The organism is Burkholderia sp. Ac-20349 (assembly GCF_017104865.1).
GTDB classification, from domain to species: domain Bacteria; phylum Pseudomonadota; class Gammaproteobacteria; order Burkholderiales; family Burkholderiaceae; genus Burkholderia; species Burkholderia aenigmatica.
In genome coordinates, this window is record NZ_JAAGPM010000063.1 from 1 (window position 1) to 21,989 (window position 21,989).

At 58.8% G+C, this 21,989-nt stretch carries 14 protein-coding genes; 7 read left to right on the forward strand and 7 right to left on the reverse strand.

The genetic code is table 11. The features are described 5' to 3' along the window. The coding region (locus tag G3N61_RS20855; RefSeq protein WP_205823469.1) for a TCR/Tet family MFS transporter at positions 1–928 on the reverse strand (928 nt) is incomplete at its 3' end. Between the two features lie 63 nt (positions 929–991). Here G3N61_RS20855 and tetR point away from each other — a divergent pair. Continuing rightward, positions 992–1,624: a tetracycline resistance transcriptional repressor TetR gene (tetR, locus tag G3N61_RS20860; protein ID WP_205823470.1), complete on the forward strand. Its 633-nt coding sequence runs from the start codon at positions 992–994 to the stop codon at positions 1,622–1,624. Positions 1,625–1,629: 5 nt separating this feature from the next. On the opposite strand, the gene miaA is transcribed toward tetR, so the two are convergent. Together miaA and mutL are read right to left on the reverse strand one after the other, a co-directional pair. Beyond that, entirely contained in the window at positions 1,630–2,604 is a 975-nt protein-coding gene (gene miaA / locus G3N61_RS20865) for a tRNA (adenosine(37)-N6)-dimethylallyltransferase MiaA (protein WP_205823471.1), read from the reverse strand. Further along, on the reverse strand, positions 2,601–4,592 hold the full coding sequence (gene mutL / locus G3N61_RS20870; RefSeq protein WP_205823472.1) for a DNA mismatch repair endonuclease MutL: 1,992 nt from the start codon (positions 4,590–4,592) through the stop codon (positions 2,601–2,603). Before mutL ends, miaA begins: the two co-directional genes overlap by 4 nt. A 173-nt stretch (positions 4,593–4,765) precedes the next feature. On the opposite strand from mutL, the gene G3N61_RS20875 reads away from it, so the two are divergent. Continuing rightward, entirely contained in the window at positions 4,766–5,449 is a 684-nt protein-coding gene (locus tag G3N61_RS20875) for a DedA family protein (RefSeq protein ID WP_043189505.1), read from the forward strand. A gap of 72 nt (positions 5,450–5,521) precedes the next feature. Here G3N61_RS20875 and G3N61_RS20880 read toward each other — a convergent pair whose 3' ends face one another. The 4 genes from G3N61_RS20880 to G3N61_RS20895 form a co-directional block, all read right to left on the reverse strand. Beyond that, positions 5,522–6,334, reverse strand: coding sequence for a mechanosensitive ion channel family protein (locus tag G3N61_RS20880; RefSeq protein ID WP_205823473.1), 813 nt, complete (start codon positions 6,332–6,334; stop codon positions 5,522–5,524). A gap of 332 nt (positions 6,335–6,666) precedes the next feature. Further along, entirely contained in the window at positions 6,667–8,094 is a 1,428-nt protein-coding gene (locus G3N61_RS20885) for a mannose-1-phosphate guanylyltransferase/mannose-6-phosphate isomerase (RefSeq protein WP_205823474.1), read from the reverse strand. Positions 8,095–8,258: 164 nt separating this feature from the next. Further along, positions 8,259–10,118, reverse strand: a complete 1,860-nt coding sequence (locus tag G3N61_RS20890) for a capsular biosynthesis protein (protein ID WP_205823475.1) — start codon at positions 10,116–10,118, stop codon at positions 8,259–8,261. Further along, positions 10,115–11,266 (reverse strand): glycosyltransferase family 1 protein, encoded by a 1,152-nt coding sequence (locus tag G3N61_RS20895; RefSeq protein ID WP_205823490.1) that lies wholly within the window; start codon positions 11,264–11,266, stop codon positions 10,115–10,117. Before G3N61_RS20895 ends, G3N61_RS20890 begins: the two co-directional genes overlap by 4 nt. Positions 11,267–11,411: 145 nt before the next feature. On the opposite strand from G3N61_RS20895, the gene G3N61_RS20900 reads away from it, so the two are divergent. The 5 genes from G3N61_RS20900 (at position 11,412) to G3N61_RS20920 (ending at position 21,946) form a co-directional block, all read left to right on the forward strand. Further along, entirely contained in the window at positions 11,412–12,590 is a 1,179-nt protein-coding gene (locus G3N61_RS20900; protein ID WP_205823476.1) for a polysaccharide biosynthesis/export family protein, read from the forward strand. 283 nt (positions 12,591–12,873) lie between these two features. Further along, the gene (locus tag G3N61_RS20905; RefSeq protein WP_205823477.1) at positions 12,874–14,001 is read left to right on the forward strand and encodes a glycosyltransferase family 1 protein; all 1,128 of its coding nucleotides are present in this window, start codon (positions 12,874–12,876) and stop codon (positions 13,999–14,001) included. 42 nt (positions 14,002–14,043) lie between these two features. After that, positions 14,044–18,354 carry a glycosyltransferase gene (locus tag G3N61_RS20910; protein ID WP_205823478.1) on the forward strand — a complete coding sequence of 1,437 codons (4,311 nt, stop codon included), beginning with the start codon at positions 14,044–14,046 and terminating at the stop codon, positions 18,352–18,354. A 153-nt stretch (positions 18,355–18,507) separates the two neighbouring features. Continuing rightward, positions 18,508–19,923, forward strand: a complete 1,416-nt coding sequence (locus G3N61_RS20915) for a hypothetical protein (RefSeq protein ID WP_205823479.1) — start codon at positions 18,508–18,510, stop codon at positions 19,921–19,923. A gap of 205 nt (positions 19,924–20,128) precedes the next feature. Further along, on the forward strand, positions 20,129–21,946 hold the full coding sequence (locus G3N61_RS20920) for a hypothetical protein (protein ID WP_205823480.1): 1,818 nt from the start codon (positions 20,129–20,131) through the stop codon (positions 21,944–21,946). Positions 21,947–21,989: the final 43 nt, after the last annotated feature.

Below are 21,989 nucleotides of genomic sequence, written 5' to 3' on the forward strand. Positions count from 1 at the left end.
CGAACAGCGGCAGCAGCGCGAACGGCACCCACGCGGCGGTCGCGAACGCGATCGCCGCGAGGCCGAGCGCGTCGCCCGCGAGGCCCAGTGCGAGCGCGCGGCGTTCGCCGAGCCGCGCGATCAGCGGCCCGATCGCGAATGCCTGCGCGAGTGCGTGACACGCACCGTAGCCCGCGAGCGACAGCCCCGCGATCGGCGTCGACCAGCCGAAATGTTCCTGGCCGTACAGGATCCATAGCGTCGCGGGTGCCTGCGACACCAGCGCCACGATCACGTAAATGCCGATCAGCGGCACGAGCGCCGGTGCGCCGCTCAGCCTGCGCAGGCTGGCGAACGGGTTGAGCGCACCGACCGCATGGCCTTCGCGGGCCGAACGCGGCCGCGATTCCGGCAGCGCGCGCCAGACGAGCGCGAGATTGAGCGCATTGAGCACGGCGGCCGCGACGAACGGCGCGCGCACCTGCAGCGCGCCGAGCAGGCCGCCGATCAACGGGCCCGCGATGAAGCCGATGCCCATCATTGCACCGAGCTGGCCGAAGCGTCGTGCGCGGTCGGGTTCGGTGGTGACGTCGGTCATGTACGCAGTCGCGACCGCGACGTTCGCGCCGGTGATGCCCGCGATCAGCCGCCCGACGTACAGCCACGCGAGCGTCGGCGCGAGCGCCATCAGCAGGTAGTCGAGCGCCGCGCCCGCGAGCGATACGAGCAGGACGGGCCGGCGGCCGAAGCGGTCGCTCAGCGCGCCGAGCAGCGGGGCGCACAGGAACTGCGCGAACGCGTACAGCGCGAGCAGGATCCCGTAGTGGGTGTCGGTGCTGCCTGCGTCGGCGAGCGAGCGCAGCAGCCCGGGCAGGATCGGCATCACGATCCCGACGCCGATCGCGTCGAGCAGGACCGTGGCCAGGATGGCAATCAGGGACGGATTCAAGAGCGTGACTCTATCGGTGATAGAGTGGCGATTATTCCACAGCTTTCCCTATCGGTGATAGAGATGAAGGACACAGGGGCGCGGCTGACGCGCGACACGGTACTGCGCGCGGCGCTCGAACTGCTCGACGAAGTCGGGATAGACGGGCTGTCGACACGGAAGCTCGCCGAACGGCTCGGTGTGCAGTCGCCGACGCTTTACTGGCATTTCCGGAACAAGGCCGAGCTGCTCGATGCGATGGCCGAGGCGATCATGCTCGAGCGTCACGATGGGTCGCTGCCGCGGCCGGGCGACGCGTGGGATATGTGGCTGGTCGACAACGCGCGCAGTTTCCGTCGCGCGCTGCTGGCGTATCGCGACGGCGCGCGCCTGCATGCCGGCACGCGGCCGCGCGCGCTGCATTTCAGCTCGATCGAACGCAAGGTCGCGCTGCTCGGCGACGCGGGGTTCGCGCCGGACGAAGCGGTCGACGTGATGTATGCGCTGGGCCGCTTCGTGGTGGGCTGGGTGCTGGAGGAGCAGGCGGACCCGGGCGGCAACGCCGATGCGCCGCTGCCGGATGCGGCCGAGTATCCGCTGCTCGCGAAGGGCTGGGCCGCGCTGCGCGAGCGCAGCGGCGACGAGGCGTTCGAGCGCGGGGTCGCGTGGATCGTCGATGGCGCCCGCGCGCGCCTGGCAGCGCGCGAGCGTGGCTGACGCGGTCAGGTCGGCGTGCTGCCGTCGAGCACGCGTTCGAGCGCGTCGAGTGCGCGGGCCGTCGCGTCCGGCGCGATACAGTCGACGACGATCCGCTCCGGCATCGCGCGCAGCCAGGTGATCTGGCGCTTGCAGAGCTGGCGCGTCGCGAAGATGCCCTTGTCGCGCATCGTCCGGTAGTCGGTGTCGCCGTCGAGGAACTCCCACGCCTGCCGGTAGCCGACGCAGCGCATCGACGGCAGGTCGGGATGGAGATCTTCGCGACGGCGCAGCCGCTCGACTTCGTCGATGAAGCCCGCGTCGAGCATCGCGTCGAAGCGCTGCGCGATCCGTGCGTGCAGTACCGCGCGATCGGACGGTTCGAGCGCGACCGGCACGAAGCGGTACGCGGCGGCCGCATCGTCGGTGCGCCGCGGCGCGGCGAGCAGCACCGACATCGGCTGCCCGCTCAGCATGAACACTTCGAGCGCCCGCTGGATCCGTTGCGAATCGTTCGGCGCGAGCCGCGCGGCCGTATCGGGATCGACTTGTGCGAGCCGCGCGTGCAGTGCGGGCCAGCCGTCGCGCTCGGCTTCGGCATCGAGGGTCGCGCGCACGTCCGGATCGGCGCCCGGCAGGTCGTTGAGCCCCTGCGTCAGCGCCTTGTAGTACAGCATCGTGCCGCCCGCGAGCAGCGGCGTGCGGCCGCGTGCGGCGATCTCGCCGATCAGGCGCAGCGTGTCCGCGCGGAAACTCGCGGCCGAATACGCGTCGGCCGGATCGATGATGTCGATCAGGTGGTGCGGTACGCTCGCGCGCTCGTCGCGCGACGGCTTCGCGGTGCCGATATCCATGTCGCGGTAGACGAGCGCCGAATCGACGCTGACGATCTCGATCGGGCGGCGCGCGGCGAGCGCCAGCGCCGCGGCTGTCTTGCCCGAAGCGGTGGGGCCGAGCAGGCAGGCGATCGTCGTCGGGCCGGAGTGCGGTGCCGCGCTCATTGGCCGCGCATGAAGAGGCGGTCGAGATCGTTCAGCGTGAGCTGATACCACGTCGGCCGGCCGTGATTGCACTGGTCCGCGCGTTCGGTCGCCTCCATCTGTCGCAACAGCGCGTTCATCTCGTCGAGCGTCAGGCGCCGGTTCGCGCGCACCGCGTGGTGACAGGCGAGCGTGCCGAGCAGTTCGTGCTGACGCTCGGTGAGCACGCGCGAGCCGCCGAACGCATGCAGGTCGGCGAGCACCGCGCGCGCGAGCGACTGCAGGTCGGCATCCTTCAGCAGTGCCGGGACCGCGCGGATCGCGAGCGTCGTCGGCGACAGCACCGCCAGGTCGAAGCCGAGCGATTCGAGCGTGTCGCGTTCTTCCTCGACCGTGCCGATCTCGATCGGCGTGGCCGTCATCGATACCGGCAGCAACAGCGCCTGCACGGCGACCGAGCGGTCGGCAAGCGCGTTCTTGAACTGTTCGTACAGGATCCGCTCGTGTGCCGCGTGCATGTCGACGATCACGAGGCCGTGCGCGTTCTGCGCGAGCACGTAAATGCCGTGGATCTGGCCGAGCGCGAAGCCGAGCGGCTGCTCGTCGTGCGCGGTGGCGGCGATCGGCGAGGCGGTGAAGCCCGGCAAGGGCGCGACGGGTGCGCCGGCCGAATCGCGTGCGATGGTCGTTGTGCCGTCCGGCGTGCCGGCGCCGGTGTCCTTGCGGCCGAACAGCGCGTCATAGAGCGCGAGCGGCTGCGCGACCGGCAGCGTGCCCTGAGTCATTCGTGCCTGGCGCATCCAGGTGTTGCCTGACGATGAGGACGACGACGGCGAGAAGCCGCTGCCGCCGCTGCCACCGGTCGCGTGGCCCTGGCTCTGCCCGAGCGGCGTGTCGAGGAACGACGACGGCCCGCGCGGTGCCGGTTCGAGATGCGCGGCATGGCCGCCCGCCGTGGTTTCCGGCGACGCACCCGCGTGGCGCGCGAGCGCGCGCTGGACCGCATGGAACACGTACTGGTGGATCGAGCGCGAATCGCGGAAGCGCACCTCGATCTTCGACGGGTGCACGTTGACATCGACGGCTTCGGGCGGCAGGTCGAGGAACAGCACGTACGACGGGTAGCGGTCGCCGTGCAGCACGTCCTCGTAGGCCGCACGCACCGCGTGCGTCAGCAGCTTGTCGCGCACGAAGCGGCCGTTGACGAAGAAATATTGCTGGTCGGCGCGCCCGCGGCTCGCGGTCGGCAGGCCTGCGCAGCCGTAGACCGCCAGCGGGCCAGCCTGCTCGTCGAGCGGCAGGTGCGCGGTTGCGAAGCTGTCGCCGAGGATCTTCGCGACGCGCTGCGCGGGCTCGGTCGCATTCCAGTGCTCGACCGCCTTGCCGTTGTGCAGCACCGAGATCGCGACGTCCGGCCGCGCGAGTGCCGCACGGCGGATCATTTCCAGGCAGTGGCCGAACTCGGTCTGCTCGCTTTTCAGGAACTTGCGCCGCGCGGGCGTGTTGAAGTACAGCTCGCGGACCTCGATCGTCGTGCCGGTCGCGCCGGCGGCGGGCGACAGCACGCCCGTCTGCGCGTCGATCTTCATCGCATGCGCGGCATCGGCCGTCCGGCTCGTGATCGACATCTCGGCGACCGATGCGATCGACGCGAGCGCTTCGCCGCGGAACCCGAGCGTGGCGACCGCCTCGAGCTCCTCGAGCGAGCGGATCTTGCTGGTGGCATGGCGCATCAGCGCGAGCGCGAGCTCGTCCGGCGGAATGCCGCAGCCGTCGTCGGTGATCGAGATGCGCTTGACGCCGCCTTCTTCCAGCACGATGCGCAGCGTCTGGGCGCCGGCGTCCATCGCGTTCTCGAGCAGCTCCTTGACGACCGACGCCGGGCGTTCGACGACCTCGCCGGCGGCGATCTGGCTGATCAGCTGGTCGGGCAGGGGCTGGATCGCGCGCAGCGGGCGCGGAGCGGGGGCGGGCGCGGCGCCCGCGGCCGTTTCGGTGATATCGGACATGGCCGAATTATAGCGAGGCGGCGAATGCGTGCCGGGGCGACCGGCGGTTACGTTTTTTCACGGAGCCTTAAGGTAGTTTCGGTATCATGGGTTCGTTACACGCACCGCCTTGACCGGCGGGCGCGTCAGCCTTTTTCGGCCGTTCCGGCCCTTTCGCCATCGAGGAATCGCATTTGGATACGCTGCTTCATTTCGTCAACCTGGTCCTGCATATCGACGCCTTCCTCGGCGATTTCATCCGGCAGTACGGCGCATGGGTCTATCTCATGCTGTTCCTGATCGTGTTCTGCGAGACGGGGCTCGTCGTGTTCCCGTTCCTGCCCGGCGATTCGCTGCTGTTCATCGGCGGCGCGTTCGCGGCGACGGGTGAAATGAACGTCGGCGCGCTGATCGTGCTGCTGCTCGTCGCAGCGGTCACCGGCAACACCGTGAACTACCTGATCGGCCGCTGGGTTGGCCCGAAGGTGTTCAATACCCATATCCCGGTGCTCGAGCGCTTCCTCGATCGCGCCGCGCTGCAGAAAACCCACTCGTTCTACGACAAGCACGGCGGCAAGACGATCGTGCTCGCGCGCTTCATCCCGGTCGTGCGGACGTTTGCGCCGTTCGTTGCGGGCGCGTCGTCGATGAGCGTCGCGCGCTTCCAGTTGTTCAACGTGATCGGTGCGCTGGTGTGGGTGCTGCTGCTTGTGCTGCTCGGCTATTTCTTCGGCAATATCCCGTTCATCCGCCAATATCTGAACGTGATCGTGCTGGCCGGGATCGGTGCGGCGGTCGTGCCGGTCGCGCTCGGCGCGGTCTGGAAGCTCGTGCGCGGGCGGCAGTCGGATAACGCGCAGAAGACGGGCGGGCGTTGAGCGGAGGCTTCGTTTTCAGGGCAATAAAAAAAGCGTGGCGGGTGCCACGCTTTTTTTCGTCCGGTGCCGCCGTTACGCGTTGCGATGCGAGATCGGGGTTTCGGGCGTCGGGTATTGCGCGTCGCGGAACGTCTCGAGGATCACGCGGTTGGTGTCGCAGTACACCTGCCAGTAGTTTTCCGGTTGCGTGGACGGGCGCACGAACAGCAGCGGGCCTTCCGGCGTGAACTGCAGCACGCCGACGTCCGGCGCCGGGGTGGTCAGCACGTTCGGGATCTGCTGGATCGACGTCTTCAGGCGGTTGATCGCCTCGACCGCATCGACGCCGTTCGCGATCTTCGCGGTCAGGTCGACACGACGGTACGACGTCGCGCTGTAGTTCGCGATGTTGTCCGAGAAGATCTTGTTGTTGCCGACGATCGTCACGATGTTGTCGGGCGTGATGATCGTTGTGCCGAACAGGCCGAGTTCCTTCACGGTGCCCGTGACGCCGCCGGCATTGATCACGTCGCCGATCTTGAACGGACGCAGCACCTGCATGAACACGCCTGCGGCGAAATGCGCGAGCAGGCCGCCCCAGGCGGTACCGATCGCGAGGCCGAGGCCGGCGAGCAGGGCGGCGAACGAGGTCGTCTGCACGCCGAAGATCTGCAGGATCGCGAGGATCAGCAGGATCGTCAGCAGCACGCCGACGACGGAGGTCAGGTAGTCGGTCAGGGTCGGGTCGACCTTGCCGCTGCGGCGCACCACCTTGCCGAGCAGGCGGGTACCGATGCGGATTGCCCAGCGGCCGACGAACCACAATACGATCGCGGCGAGGAGGTTGAGGCCGAAGTCGAGGCCGCGGGTCATCAGGAATTGCTGGGCTGTGGCGAGATCGATCATGCGTTCTCCGGGTTGGGGAATCGAGGCGCGGAGTGCGCCGGCTCCGCAGTTATACCCGGGCAGCAACGGCACGGCAATCGAGTGAATGCTGCGAGATGCTCAAGAAATGTCAAGGCGGCGCCATGTCGCGGGTATCCGGCGGTGCGGATTGAAACTAAAGTCAACCCTGTCGGTGGCTGTTGCGGCGCGGTGCAGATGCACGCACTCGTCGCGCGTGAACAGCGGCTGTGGGGCAAGCCGGATCGAACGACTGCGTCAGATGCCGGAAATGGCTCCGTGCCGCACAGGGCGGCACGGAGATCGGCTCGACGACGCGAGCCCGACGACTCCGCTTACTTCGGCACGCGGCCGTAAGTATCCTCGAAGCGGACGATGTCATCCTCACCCAGGTACGAACCCGACTGCACTTCGATCAGTTCGAGCGGGATCTTGCCGGGGTTGCTCAGGCGGTGTGTCGTACCCAGTGGAATGTAGGTTGACTGGTTCTCCGTCAGCATGATTTCCTTGTCGCCGTTCGTGACAAGGGCGGTGCCCTTCACGACAATCCAGTGCTCGGCGCGGTGGTGATGCATCTGGAGGCTTAACTGTGCGCCCGGATTCACGACGATACGCTTGACCTGGAAGCGGTCACCCTGGTCGAGACCTTCGTAATCGCCCCACGGGCGTACGACGCGGCGGTGGGTAATCGATTCGTGACGGCCGGAAGCGTTGAGCCATTCGACGATTTTCTTGACGTTTTGCGCTTTCTCGCGATGCGTGACTAGCACCGCGTCGGCGGTTTCGACGATCACCAGGTTGTCGACTCCAATCGCGGCGACCATGCGGTGTTCGGCACGAATATAGGAGCTCGTCGTGTCGTATGCGTAGATATCCCCGATCAGCGCGTTGTCTTGCTCATCAGTTTCAGCAATATTGGCGAGCGCGTCCCAGGAGCCGATATCGCTCCAGCCGAGATTCGCGGTTTCGACGACCGCTGCGCAGTTCGTTTTCTCCATCACCGCATAATCGATCGAGATGTTGGGGCATGCGGCAAATGATTCGTGATCGAGACGGACGAAATCCACGTCGCGCTGAGCGGATTCCAGCGACAGTTCCGCTTGCCGAGCGACTTCCGGGGCGTGGCGCTTCAACTCCTCGATATACGTCGAGGCGTTCAGCATGAACATTCCACTGTTCCAGTAATAGCTGCCATCCGCAATGAAACTTTCCGCTTTGGCGACGTCGGGTTTTTCGACAAAGGCATCGACCTTGTAGACCGATTTGCCAGCGGCGACGGTCGCGCCACGGCGGATATATCCATAGCCGGTATGCGGCTCGGTAGGTGCAATTCCGAACGTGACGAGGTGTCGATCCGCCGCGATTTGCGCGGCTTCGAGCGCTGCCGCGATGAAGGCCTTGTCGTCCTGGATCATATGATCGGACGGCAGGACGAGCAACAGGGCATTTGGCGAATCATTCAGCGCGAGTAACGCGGCAATGGCAATGGCCGGCGCGGTGTTGCGGCCCACGGGCTCGAGTACCACGGACGACGGCGTGACGCCGACCCGGCGAAGCTGCTCGGCTACGAGAAAGCGTTGTTCGCTGTTCGTAACCACGATCGGGTTTGCGGCGTTCGGAATGTGGCTGAGACGGAGTGCCGTCTGCTGGACGAGCGTTTCCTCGCCAATCAACTTCAGATACTGCTTGGGATAGCCGCCGCGCGACATCGGCCAAAGGCGGGTGCCGCTGCCGCCACAGAGAATTACCGGATAGATGTTCATGAAGGAAGTTCCTGGTCCCTGATTGCTTATCGAGCGATGTATGCTTTTGGTGCAGTGCGCATTTTTTCATAGATTGCGCGACACGGATATTAATAATATTTAAATTTTTCGATATGGTACTTTTCTCCTGATTACAGCGGGCAAGAGACTTGGGGGCTTCCGGTTCATTTTCGCTTCAGACGCCACGCAAGATGATGGATGCCATTTCGGCTCCAGCGCAGAGCCTTCATCAAGAAGCGCAAACGGTTGCGATGTATTATTTCAAGTGGTCTCGCCGCTGGAATCGCCAATTGCCGAACGATTGCTTCCGGCGTTGTGAATAGGTTTAGCGACCAGTCCCAGTAAAGCGGGTAGCGAAGCAGCGCACCCGCGACCAGCATGTCGAGCGACAACTGGCGTTTCCTCCACGGCTGTTTGAGTGTGTCGTCGGTGAGCCCCCAGCCGGCATAAAACGGCAGGCCATAAGTGTGAACTGCCTTGCCGCGAATAAGCGCTTCGAAACCGGATAGAGAGGAAAGTGTATGAATTTCGTCGGCCGCCTCGATCAGTGAAATGAGATCGGCGCTCGTATCGACGATGTCGGCAAGACTTTCCGCTTCGATCAGACCTTGTCGATTGCCGGACAGTACGTCCGGGTGCGGTTTGTATACGACGAACGTGTCAGGCCGTCGCGTGCGGACCTCGCGCAGCAATTGCTCGACCGTCGAGATGCCGCGAGTACCGAGCCGGATTGACGCATCGTCGGCGACTTGTCCTGGCACGAGGACGATGCGCTTTTCCGGCGGCGCGCACCAGCCCGGCTTGCGGCGGCCGAGATTGTATTTGGTCAAACCCAGTCGCGTGATCTCGTGACGAAGCGCTTTTGCTCGTGCGAGTTCGGACGCATCGAATGCTGCTTCGTTCAGAATCTCGGTGAGATCGCTCGGGCTGCCAGCGTCGAAATACAGGCCGCGACGATCGATGACCTGGCTTAGTGGAGCGACATGATCCGAGCCCAGACCAGTCGAGTGCAGGAAGCCGTCCTCGATGCGGATCGTGGGTACGCCGGGTGAGAGGCCTTCGGGGCTACGCGCACCCCAGAATGCGGCAAGTTCGCCCGGTTGAACCTGCAGGGTGTCGTCGACCCAGCGAAGCGTGCCGTCGCCTGCTGTCAAGTAGGGTGTGACGAGCGGGCGCTTCCACCACTGGAATCGTACGGCGGCCACTTTCTTGAGGTCGGCGAAGCGTGAGGCCGTCGCGCGATGCGTCTCTATGCCGTTCAGCAGGGCGTCGAGCGATCCATATTCATGGGTGGCCGGATCGAGATGTCGGGAGAGCCTGACGAATACTGTATCGAAGAGCGCTTCGAGCGTGACGTCTGCACGGTTTCCTGTTTGATCGACATGATCATGCGTGTGCCCCCATCCGGCATACCAAGGGGTGCCGAACACGTGAACTGGAATGCCATGCAGTAGTGCTTGTATTCCTTCAGGTGCAGAAACCGTATATATCGCATCGACATGCTGCAACGCTGAGCAAAGGGAGCCGTGCATATCGATATATCTCGGCGAGGTTAGCCAGTCGGGGTGGTGTTCCGCCAGCCATTTTCTGCCGGTATGTGCGCTGCTACGTGCGAACCAGAACTGGGCGCCGGGATGTGCTGCATATGCTGTCGTGACCATCCGGGCAAACTGACGCTTGCGCTCCTTCGCGTTGCGATCGAGATATGTGACGGCGGGTTCGTCGATCAGCAGGATGCGAGGCATAGGAGATGCGTCGAGCAATCCAGGGTGGGGATGAGAGACTGTATCGATGCGGTCGAACGGGCGAGCGTCGCGAAAACGCTCCATTAGTGTTGTGATGTTCTCGTGCGCTGACTGACGGGCGGTCAGTTGGATATCGATGCAGGCTCGCCAAGCGGGCATGGTGGCATGGGGCAGCGGCGCAGCAAACCAAGAAAGTGCTGGCCCGGTCGCACGCGGGATGAGTCCGTTTGGCCAGACTTGGAGGCCGTGTGTCCGGTCGTCAGGCATTCTGATGCTCATTGGAATAACGTTTTCAGAAAGCCGTCGACATGTTCGAAATGCTCGCACCAGGTCGGTGCCTTGAAGTGCTGTATGCGCGCAAGTTGTGCATCGCGCTCAGGACTTTCCTCCCGTGCATAAGCGCGGATTCTTGTGAGCCACCCCGGACCGTCGAGTGGGTCGAGGTAGTCGGGGACGTCACCCGCGATTTCATGAAATACGCCTAGATTGCTGGCGAGTACCGGTACGCCAAGTGCTAGCGATTCGACGAGCGGCATGCCGTAGCCCTCGACGAATGATGGAAACACGAGCGCGCGAGCATGCTGAAGCCAGGTACGCAGTTGGTCGTCGGTGCAGTCGGGGATTTCGAGCACACTCCCCTTGATGCGTTCACAGCGCTCGAGCATGTCGACTACGTTCTCGCATTCCCATCCGCGTCGACCGATTACGACGAGCTTTGGCGAGCTTTGGCCAAGCTGTTCGACCAATTTGCGCCACAGATGGAGCATGAACCAGTGGTTCTTGCGCGGCTCGATCGTACCAAGCATGACAAAGTAAGGGGGGGGAATCGGGCGAGGATCCTCGGTGCGTGTTGCAACACCAGGTGCTAACCGGGCCACCACGCTCGGTGGCAGGGGTAAATTCGCTCGGCGTGCCTCGGTTTCAAGCGCATCTAGTGTGTCTTGGGAGTTGGCGATCAGGCCGTCGGCATGGCGCAGCGCCGTGTGGATACGCAGGCGATGTGCGGTATCAACGCCGGGGCGACAATATTCCGCATGAGTTAGCGGGATTAAATCGTGAATCATGAAAATCGATTTGACGCCTCGACGTTGCATGGTATGGTGATAGCGCAACTGTTCCATGCCGTTATGGCTCGTATGCAGCAGAATCGCTTGAGTGAAACTCTGGCGCGACGGCGCAAGCAGACTTCGGGCAAGTAGGGCGAGCACGTCTGACTTGGAGCAGGACGACTCGAGCAGCAAGTCGAAAGCCTGACGGGAATGCTTTTCAGTCAAAATCTTTGACTGCCCCGCCTCGCTCAATATTGCGCGGGCCTGCGTGTGGTAGTGGCGCAGGTACGCCAGCCCAACCCTATCTACCCCGGTTGGAAGCAGGCCGTCAGAAAGACGCCTCAGCAGTCGGGAAACATCCAACAGTATATTTAACACGAGTGCAATATTTGCATGTTTGGCACGATCGAAACGTCTGCCGGGTGACTTCGCGGAAGATCGAAGATTTCTGTCAACGGTACACAAATTCATTCTACATCGTGCGATACTCGGCGCCGACCCTTGAGTGATCGGATTGTGTAAAATGCAGAGTTTAAGTCGTAGCGGGTGGGTGGCAGTAATTGTCGGCGGGGTGATTGGGCTTGCCGGCTGTTCAGCAATTCCGAACGCCGGGCCGAGCCGGTCGCAGATCAGCGACGCAGGAACGCAGGGCAATCCTCAAGGGATTCAGATTGTCGATGTGACAGATGCTGTAGCAAGGCAATTATTTGCGAGACGCGCCAGTACCGATTTCGCGAAGGCACTTGGCGATGATGCTTCGTTCCGTCAACAGCTTGGTGTGGGCGATACGGTGGAGGTATCGATCTGGGAGGCTCCGCCAGCTACGCTGTTCGGTGGCGGCGCTGCCGATACGACGAGCAGTAGCGTTGGCACACCGAGCGGCGCGCGCGTGACTACATTGCCCGTACAGGTCGTTGATGGCGACGGCAATATCAATATTCCCTTCGTGGGCGCCGTGAAGGCGGCGGGGCGCACACCTACTCAACTACAGGCCTATATCGTCAGCCGGTTGAAGAAACTCGCACACGATCCGCAGGTGCTGGTGCGTCTAGCTCGCAATGAGACATCCTACGTGACCGTGGTGGGCGACGTATCGAGCAGTACCCGTATGCAACTCAGTGCGCGTGGCGAGCGGGTACTTGATGCACTGGCGGCGGCAGGCGGCGTGAAGCAGCCAGTGGACAAGATCATGATCCAGGTGACGCGCGGCGACACCGTCGCATCGGAACCTCTTCAGACTGTTATTCGCGATCCGCGTCAGAACGTGCCGCTCAGGGCCGGCGACGTAGTGACTGCACTGTTCCAGCCGTATAGCTTCACAGCGTTAGGTGCGACCGGGAAGAATCAGGAGGTCAACTTCGAAGCGCAAGGCATTACGCTTGCGCAGGCGCTGGCGCGCTCGGGTGGTCTCGATGATAATCGCTCAGACGCGCGGGGCGTATTTATTTTCCGGATGGAAAATTCGAATTCGCTCAATTGGCCGAACCAACCGGCGCGCACGACTGTCGATGGCAAGGTTCCCGTTATCTATCGGCTGGATCTGAGGGATCCTAACTCGTTCTTTGTCGCCCAGAGCTTCATGATGGACAACAAAGACTTGCTGTATGTGTCGGATGCGCCGGTCACACAGATGCAGAAGGTGTTGAATTTGGTGTTCTCCGTCGCTTATCCGGTGGTTACAGGGGTACAAACCTTTAAATAAGGTCCGCCGGTATTGAGTATCAACCGATCTTCTGTAGTGGTGCGTAAATTTGCTCGGGGGCTCCGGGGTTTGCGTCGCGAGAGGAATGAATTTCGCACGATAGTCGATAATTATGTCATCTAGGACGATATTAATTGATGGTTTCAACTTGGCGTTGCCAGACGGAACGGGAATTGCAACGTACGCAAGAAACCTGAGTTTCGCGGCTCATGAGTTGGGGTGGCGCGTCGGCATTCTGTACGGAATGAATGGCCTTCCTGCGAATCCCTTGCTAAAGGAGTTGATGTTTTATTCCAACGTGCCACACAAGTCCCGAAAAATCAAGCTAAAGGATCGTGTGCGGACGTTCATAAGCGGTAGGGTCAAGCCGAAATTCGCCGAGCGGCTCGATTTCTCGGGGAAGGTAATCACGAAAGGGCAGCAGGATCGTGCGCCTTATTGTGATTTTCGATTGAATGCCGACGCATTGTTCGACGAGGCGGCCAAGAATTACGACGTTGACGGGAAATTTCAGACAGTACACTCGGCGGTGCCAGTCGATATCGCTCACTTTACCTACCCGGTACCGGTGACGGTGAGCGGCGCTGTCAACATCTGCACGATTCATGACCTCGTGCCGCTGATTTTGCCGAATGCCTCTCTTGGTAACAAAGAAAGGTTCATTGGACTCCTGAGTGACATTGTTGCTCGTTACGATCACATTGTTACGGTCTCGGAGACGTCGAGAAAGGACATCATCGATATTCTCGGTGTGCCGCCGGGTAAGGTGACCAATACATGGCAATCCGTTGTTGGTGAATGGAATGACGGAAGCGCGGATTTGGAAGCCGTGCGACAAGAGGTCGGGAATATCTGTGGCGTCGAGCCTCGGAAGTACCATTTATTTTTCGGCGCAATCGAACCGAAGAAAAACGTATTGAGGCTCCTCGACGCCTATGCGCTGAGTGGGTCGCCCTACCCGCTTGTAGTCGTGGGCAAGGAGGGGTGGTCTTGTGAAAAAGAGATGGCGGTATTCGAGTCGTTCAACCAGGTCCCGAGAGCCAATGGAACAAGGATTGTGCGGCTTGGTCATGTTTCCCGAGCGTTGCTGACGTCGCTGATCAAGGGGGCGCGGTCGGTTTTGTTTCCATCGCTTTATGAAGGGTTCGGCCTGCCGGTGCTGGAGGCGATGAGCATGGGGACACCGGTGTTGACATCGACCGAAGGATCGTTGCCAGAAGTGGCCGGTGATGCTGCATTGTTGGTCGATCCCTATGACGTTCGTGCGATCGCCGAGGGAATTCGGGCTCTCGACGTGCGAGATGATCTGCGGGAGCAACTAACGGAAAGAGGAATGGTGCGGGCTCGCTATTTCTCTGGTGACGAGTATTGCAGGCGATTGGCTTCTCTTTATGATGGTTTGGTTAATTGATTTCGAGTTTGGTGTTCGGAAATTCGAATTGAGGTGGTGTGCATGAAAATGCCGAAAATAGACGGTCTGATGAATTCCGGGGTTATCATAAAAAATATGGTCTCATCTCGACTGATTCGCTCCGCTCGTGAAATGGCGAGGAGGCGTGAGTGGGGCGAGGCTGCCAAATACTATGAGAGAGCGCTGAAGATATCACCTGATGTGTACAAGGTGTGGGTTCAGTATGGGCATATGCTCAAGGAGTCCGGAAATCACGGCGAAGCGATGGCTGCCTATGAGCAGGCACTGACGCTCGCGCCTGATGTGGCGGACACCTTTCTGCAAATTGGGCATTTAAAAAAACTTCAAGGCCTGCCAAACGAGGCGTTTGATTTTTATCAAAAAGCAAAAGAATTTGATCCGAACAATGCCGACGTGCGAAGGGAACTTGTGAGTACAGACTTTACGATGCTGTCCGACGTCCGTGACGACAGCCTGATCAGGCAGGCGAAGGAAGAAACTCGCCTTTGGAGAAAACAATGGGCGCTGAATTTGTGGGGGAGCGCGGAAGAAAGCCACGGGGACGATCCAGACTATTGGCTCGCCCATGGCAACGCCTTGATTCAGTTTGACGAAATTGCGCGCGCGCAAGAAGTGCTATGGCGCGGGATTGAGAGATTTCCGGACAGAGTCGTTCTGCTCGACAAGGCGGCTGAAGCAGGTGAGCGTCTTGGCAGCACCAAGGCAATGGAGGCGATCGACCGGATGATCGCGCTGATGAAATCCGAGTCGTCAGACTGGAAGCCGAGTCTATCGGAGGCGCGAGAGATCTATCGGCGGAAGCTCTGGATTTACTATAACGATGACGATCTCGAAGGCGGCGGTCGGTTTCATGAGTCGTTTCCGACGAAGTTCCGCGGCGAAAATTTCAACGACGACGCATTCTTTTTCGAACAGTTGTCGAAGCTCGCAATTAAGCAGCGTGATTGGTCGAAGGCGACCGGTTACATCAAAAAATACAACGAAAAATTCCCTGAGTATTTTTACGGACGGGTAGCGCTTTGCCGTACATTGATTGCATCGGGGAACTTGCTCAATGCAGGCATGGAGGTGCGTCGCCTTGAGAGTGACCTCAGCGCGCCTGCTGACGAACGTGCAAATATCGTCAATTTGGCAAAGTCAATCGATGGGCTTGAGAAACCGCACGAGCCGACCAGTACTCGCATCGTTCTGGACGTGACCGGCCTTGCCAATTCTCTTGCAAATGGTGGCGACGTTGGCGGAATCGAGCGAACGCTTGCAGAGGTTGCGCTCGCGCTGTACGAGCAATGGGACGGCAACATCACGCTCGTGAACTGGAAGCTGCTGCCCGTCGAAGTCAGTGAAGTTGATTTGCGGCGCGCGCTTTTCCAGAAGAGCGGTGACGGTATCAACGCGTTCCTGCAGAAAGATCCGGTTCCAGGAGAGCGTCAATACGTGCCGCACTGGAATGACGTTGTGCTCATTCTCGGATCTGCATGGCAATATGACCCAGCTAATCTGATCGCAAAGGCCTACAAGGACCGCGGCGCGAAAATCGCATTGTTCGTGCACGATCTTTTGCAGATTTTCTATCCACAGATTGTCAGCGAGCGTGGTTCGAATATTTTCAGGAAATGGATTGATACTGCGCTGAATCTGGCTGATATCGTCTTTGTCAACTCGAACCATTCCGGCGAAGAAGTTAACAAGTTTCGGGCAGAGATTGGTCGGCCGCTGCTCGAGACAAAGAAGATCGAACTTGGCGATGATTTCAGACCGCTGCAGTCGCGCAAGAACAAGGCCAACGACTGGTCTGCAGTTAACTCGATCTTTGAGGCTGGGGAACAGAGCGGATACGTCCTTTACGTATCGTCGATTTTCAAGCGAAAGAATCACGAGTTTCTCGTCCGTGCGTGGGATCGGTTGCGCGCAAGCTACCCGGGTGATTGCCCGGTGCTGGTGATCGTGGGTGCACGTGGCGACGCGATGGACAGCCTGAATCGTGCAATGACCGAGACCAATTGCGGCGGCGGACGCGTGGTCACGCTGCACGATGTTGACGACGACCAACTGCGCAAGCTCTACGAGAATTGCCTGATGACGGTGTTCCCAAGCATCTGCGAAGGCTGGGGGCTTCCGATTGCCGAATCACTGTCGTACGGGAAGGTCTGCGTTTGCACGGACGTTACTTCCCTGCCCGAAGTCGGTGGAGATCTCGCGGATTACTTCAAGCTCAATGACGAGGCGGCCTTCGTTTCCCTGGTGCGCAGCTATCTGCTTGATTCGGAGCGACGGGCGATTCGGGAACAGGAGATTCGCCAACGTTATTCGCCACGCCGCTGGAGTAACACGGCTGCCTCGATCGTCGAACACCTGCAAGAAAAACTCGCTCAACCGGGCCAATCGTTGCTGCGCCCGCTCGAAGCCGAACAACGGGAAGACGGTGTCCTGCTCGTCTGTGCAAGTTGGGAGCGCCAGTGCGGTATCGGTCGCTACTCGGCGCACGTAGCTGGCGCACTGAGAGACGGTGGCCGGCACGTGCATGTGCTGCGAGGTATCGAGGAGTGCGAGAAGCTGCTAGGTACGAAGAAGTACAAATATTTGCTGGTACAGCACGAATACGGGCTTTATGACGGGATCAACAAAACGCTGATGGGGCCCGACAGCACGGACACGTTGTTGACGACGATGTCGGGTCTTGCTCAGCGCTATTCGTGGCTTCGTCAGGCCATCGTCATGCATACGATCGATATGCAACGCGCCGATTTCCGCCCGCAGACGAGCGCGATCCTGGCGTCGAAGATCCCGCTGATTTCGCTGAGCAGCGAAGCAACGCGCCACACCCGAGCGATCTTCATGGAGCATGGCGTACAGGACGTCGACGAGACGCGCGCTGCCGCAACGGTCCAGGAACACGCCCTTCAGGGCGACGTGAAAGTTTCCTATTTTGGATTTCTGTCGCCGATGAAACGAGTCGACAAGTTCCTTGAAGCATGTGTGGCCGCCGATGCCGCGGTGGTAGCGAACTTCGCAAGCGACTCGCCTGAGCGCATTACCGAGACGCAGGAACTCGTCAGTAGGCTGGGTGTTAAAGGGAAGGTTACCTATGAATTTCTGAGCGATGAAGGAGTTCTGGAAACCCTGAAGCAGGGCGATGTCGTTTATCTCCCACAGGGCCCGATCGCCTATTGGGCTACGACGGGATCGGCGCGCGTGTCGCTCAACGCGGATCGACCGGTGATCACCTCGCCGGAGGATCAGTTTGCTGATATGGCGGAAGGTGCGATCTTCGCAGACGAGAGTAGTTTCCCGACGATTCTGAAACGTCTGAAGAACCCGCGCTACTATGCGGCTACGTTGGCACGAATGCGCGAATTCCGGAGCAAGAACTCCTTCAACACTGTTTATGGCACGTTGTTCGAGCAATTGGATTCCGGTGCAGAGCGGTATGCTCCTCCTGTTACGGCTGTCGATGCAGAGGATCTGCTTTCGCTGACTCCAGAACTTGCCGGCCGGACTCTGTATCGGGCTTTGCTATCCAGAGTGCCAAGCGACACGGAGACATCTGAATTCGTCGCGCAGTGCGGGAAGGCTGCGAACGGGCTTGTGCTGGCCGGGAAGCAGCTTGCGCTCCAGGCTATCCAGTCGGGTAATACCGCAGATATCAGACTTGACTTCGCATATGAGAACAAGTTGATCGACAGTCGGACCGATGTGATCGCCTTGGTTGATCAGGATTGGCTGGTGCCAGTCATGGATCTCATTAATCTCGGTGGCGCGGATTTCGTCAATGCCGCGTGGCTGTCGATTGCGAAGAAATTACCGGAACGTGGCTCGTATGAGATCCCGTCGACACTCGAGGGCAAACTGGATCTGTTGCGCAACATCAGTGCTCAGGTCAACGAGGGGCGGCCGTTTGTGACGTCGCGGGGGGTGCGCTCGACCAACCTGTACCTGAGTTCGCCGGTGCCTGGGCCGATTCAGCATTCGCGCCGCAATTATCGACTATCTTCCTTTGCCGCTTACGATGATGAATTGCGCGCGGTAGCCGTGTTCCGGGCCATCTTGAAGCAGAATCCGGACATCGAGGCATGCCAGCAGTTCGCTCGACTGTCGATGACGGAATTCCTGACGGCAGTGAAAGACCTGGCAGCATCCGTCAAACATCTTCATGTAGTCGATGATGTCGCGAATGTCGAGCTTTGGAGCCTCGGTTTCGGTAAGGCGAAGGCATTCCTTGCCAAGGAGGCGGAAACCAATCCGGCCGAACTAACCGGCGACAACCTGGCGATGCTGCGTCGCGGTAGGATGATCAAGGACTACCCAGCAGGCGTCATTCGCCAAGCTGGGTGACGCGGGCCCATCTGGGCTGGATGGACACGCAGCGTCGAGATCCGGGAGATCGCGTGACAGCATGGCTGGAGCGCATCTCCCGGATTTGTATTGCGAACTTCAAGCTTGCTGAAATGCGTGCACCCGGTACGATAAGAATGGTTTTGGTGTGATATGGAAATCCGGAAATTATTGGGGCGAACGTTGGTGGAAGAGCGTCATGCGGTTGCCCTCGATCGTATCGACTACGAGCTGGTATTCGATCTGCGTGCAGATGATGCGCGTTTCTCCACTGAAATCGGCACGCCATCGGACCAGGGGGCAGTCTATTCGTTTCAACCGAACGGTTTTCTAATATACGGCCCTTATATTGATCTCGATCCTGGTAAATATGTTGTGGATTTCGCCGGAGAAGCGTATTTGGCTCGGCAGGGGAAATTCATGATCGAGGTCACCGCCAATGCAGGCGAGGTTTATCTTGCAAGCAAGACGGTGAAAGGGGACGATGCTTTGTACGACTTTGGTGCAGTAGAGTTCGATCTGAAGTCGAGTGCATCGTATGTCGAGATCAGAATTTTTGTTGAAAATTCAATATATTCAGAATGTCGTGGCCTAAAAATCAATCGTGTCCAGGTTGAATCCGCCTCGGACTCGCATAAGGTATTCGACAATGGGAATACGGTCGGAATCTTACGGTGCGCCGGGTTCGGGCGGCTTGCGATCGTTTTTTATCCCATGAATTCGTATGGTGCGGCGAACGAGATTGAAGACTGGAGATTTTGGTCGAGCCGTGGCTACGACTTGCTGTATTTCACGCAGCGATGTGATAACTGGTACCAAGACGTAGCAAGTTTTCGTGGTGGAAATTTATTGAAGAGCATCTCCGTATATAAGGAGCGACTCGCATTCGGCGTAAGCATGGGTGGCTATGCGGCGCTCTATTTTGCATCCAGACTTGGTGTGCAAAACGTGATTGCATTCAGCCCGCAATATTCGGTTAGAAAGAGTTTGGCAAATTTTGAGAATCGTTGGAGTAGTTTGGTTGCCAGCGCCGGATTTTCGCACGATTGGGGTGAAAATACTTATACAGGCGCGGTGCATATATTGTTTGATCCGAAAAACGACCTCGATCAGTTGCATGTAGAGAAATTGAGGCTTCGATTTGGGGCGACCAGGGAAATTAAGATTCCCTATGCCGGTCACCTTGCTCAGTCAGCAATATCAAATGGACCTTGCGTTGGCGATGTGCTGGTTGCATTGCTGGACAATGTGGAGCCGAATTTCAGAGAAGTCAGATTGAACTTGCGTGCGAGGCGGACTCGATACATGTCGACACTGATTTCGAGCTCTATGAAGAGGAGTGTCGCTCGCTCAGAACGGCTACTATCCAGTTTCGTAAAAAGTGAAAAACCTGGAGTTGCATGGGCGATGTGGGCGACCGACAGGTTGGCGGAAAAAGCCGAGATGGATGGGGATCTTGAAGTTTTGACACGTATTCGAAATTTATTGCGAAGGACGATACTGTCGAGTGGTATTGTTTACGTTAATAAATCTCCGGCTGAGCTATGGGTGGCGCCAGATTGTGATTAATTTTATTTATGTCGAGATTGATTTTCGATTGGATTCGGGTGGTGGTAGGAGAAATTTTTGGTTGAGCGATGAAATTTTCCCGTTTGCTCGAGTGCTGGACTGTACCTAAAGGTGCCAAGCGTGCTGTGGGCAAGTCATTCATGCGCTTTATCTTGGCTGTCGCGTAGTACTCACTCGTCGATAAATCAGAGGAAAAAATAAACTTATGAGCGGTGGCGGTCAGCAAGTTGGTGAAGATGTGCTGTCGATCGGCGCGGATGATTCAAGGATCCGAACTCAGGCAGGCAAGCGCGAACAAGGGGTGATTCGCTCCACCGGTATATCCGGCATGCTCATGTACGGCCCATATGTCGCGCTCGACGCAGGTTGTTATAGCATCACGATAATTGGATCGCTGCTGGGGGGGGGCGACGATGGTTTGGAGATTGAGGTTACGTCTGAGTGTGGCGATACATATCTCGCTTCGAAGAGAGTCTGCGATCAGGAAGGCGACGACTACATCGCGGAGTTAAGTTTCGCCGCAGAGAAGCCGTGTCGGGACGTCGAGATTCGAGTATTCGTCGATGTAGCAACGGATGCGTGCATCTCGGGCATAGCCATCAAGCGGACAGGTGACACGCAGACGAGCGATCGCATCCGACGGCGGATCTTCGATAACGGATCGACCATTGCTGATCTAACTTCGATCGGGTCGGATACCCTCGTGATCACATTTCAGCCTTATGGAGTTCCCGGTGCGGAGCGTCGGGGTTTTGGTGAGGACATCATTCCGGCTCTCGGATGCGACGTCCTGTGCTTCAAGCCGCTGATTAACAACTGGTATCAGGATATCGCTGTAGCCGATCTCAATGACGTCGCGAAATCGGTTATCCATGCATACAAACGCCGGATTGGCTACGGATCGAGTATGGGGGCGTATGCGTTGTTTTATTTCGCAAACGCTTTGCGACTTCAAGAAATTGTTGCACTGAGCCCTCAATATTCTGTAGACCCACTGATTGCGCCCAGTGAGAATCGATGGGACGAATTGAGAACTATCGTATTTCGTCACAAATGGACGGAAGGCGGTAATATGAAAGCGCACGTCTTCTACGATCCATTTGACAAACTCGATCGCTGGCATTTCCAGTGTCTCAGGGAAATATTTCCTACCGGCCAAGATTTTGCGCTGCCTTTCTCGGGGCATCCCACTACCACAGCGCTGGTGGAAAGCCGTCAACTGAAGCAATTCATCACTGAGTTCATTGCAGGAAAAGTGATTTCGCCGGTCGAACTAAAGCGCAAGGTAAAGGAGATGTCGTACACCTATGCGAAGTTGATGATTCTGCGAGCAGCAAATCGCGATGGCCTGTTGTCCGTCAGATTGTTCGCGTTCTTCGCGAAGCGACTGGCCACGCACCCTCAATGGGTCATCGACACATTGGTGAGCCTCGCGGAGCAGTTCGCATACAGTGGGAAAACTCTGCAGGCATATATGCTGGTCGTTGCGTATGTGTCGATGAATGTGACCGGACTGGATAGTGCTCGGTTGGGTGAGGTAGATTACGTTCGGGGATTGCTGCCAGATCAGATCAGAGAGAAATTTGATCTTTGGTTATCAGGCTGGAAGCAGTCTTTTTTGATGTCGAACGAAAGAATACAGACCCAGGTTGGTATAAAAAACGGCGATATAATCGCGAGCTCGGCGAAAGCTGGGGCGCTAGTATACGGGCCTTATGTCAATGTACCGGCGGGGATGTTTTTTGTAACAATTTCTGGAAAATCAGAGAAATGTGAGGGCGTGTTAATTCGGATTACTCGTGATTTTGGTAAATTCGAATTGGTTGCGCATTCTATGGCGCAGAACCGAGGACAATTTTCACTGGTTTTTGAGTGCTATTCGGCGATAGATCTGACTGCGGTTGAGGTTATTGTGTTGGTGCGGGGAGAGTCTGAGATGTCGATCGATTCGATTGATGTTGTTGTGTCTGAAATAAAATCAAGTGAGCTGGATGATTTTGTGCTGAATTTGGTGGTGGGTTAAAATATTTTGTTTCGATTCTTTCTGTGATTTATTCTGAAAGAAT

Bases quoted from the DNA above. Each gene is read 5' to 3' on its own strand.
- G3N61_RS20905 (WP_205823477.1), top strand. From the start codon at position 12,874: ATGTTTTATTCCAACGTGCCACACAAGTCCCGAAAAATCAAGCTAAAG.
- G3N61_RS20910 (WP_205823478.1), top strand. From the start codon at position 14,044: ATGAAAATGCCGAAAATAGACGGTCTGATGAATTCCGGGGTTATCATA.
- mutL (WP_205823472.1), bottom strand. From the start codon at position 4,592: ATGTCCGATATCACCGAAACGGCCGCGGGCGCCGCGCCCGCCCCCGCT.
- G3N61_RS20920 (WP_205823480.1), top strand. From the start codon at position 20,129: ATGAGCGGTGGCGGTCAGCAAGTTGGTGAAGATGTGCTGTCGATCGGC.
- G3N61_RS20915 (WP_205823479.1), top strand. From the start codon at position 18,508: ATGGAAATCCGGAAATTATTGGGGCGAACGTTGGTGGAAGAGCGTCAT.
- miaA (WP_205823471.1), bottom strand. From the start codon at position 2,604: ATGAGCGCGGCACCGCACTCCGGCCCGACGACGATCGCCTGCCTGCTC.
- G3N61_RS20885 (WP_205823474.1), bottom strand. From the start codon at position 8,094: ATGAACATCTATCCGGTAATTCTCTGTGGCGGCAGCGGCACCCGCCTT.
- G3N61_RS20880 (WP_205823473.1), bottom strand. From the start codon at position 6,334: ATGATCGATCTCGCCACAGCCCAGCAATTCCTGATGACCCGCGGCCTC.
- tetR (WP_205823470.1), top strand. From the start codon at position 992: ATGAAGGACACAGGGGCGCGGCTGACGCGCGACACGGTACTGCGCGCG.
- G3N61_RS20900 (WP_205823476.1), top strand. From the start codon at position 11,412: ATGCAGAGTTTAAGTCGTAGCGGGTGGGTGGCAGTAATTGTCGGCGGG.
- G3N61_RS20890 (WP_205823475.1), bottom strand. From the start codon at position 10,118: ATGAGCATCAGAATGCCTGACGACCGGACACACGGCCTCCAAGTCTGG.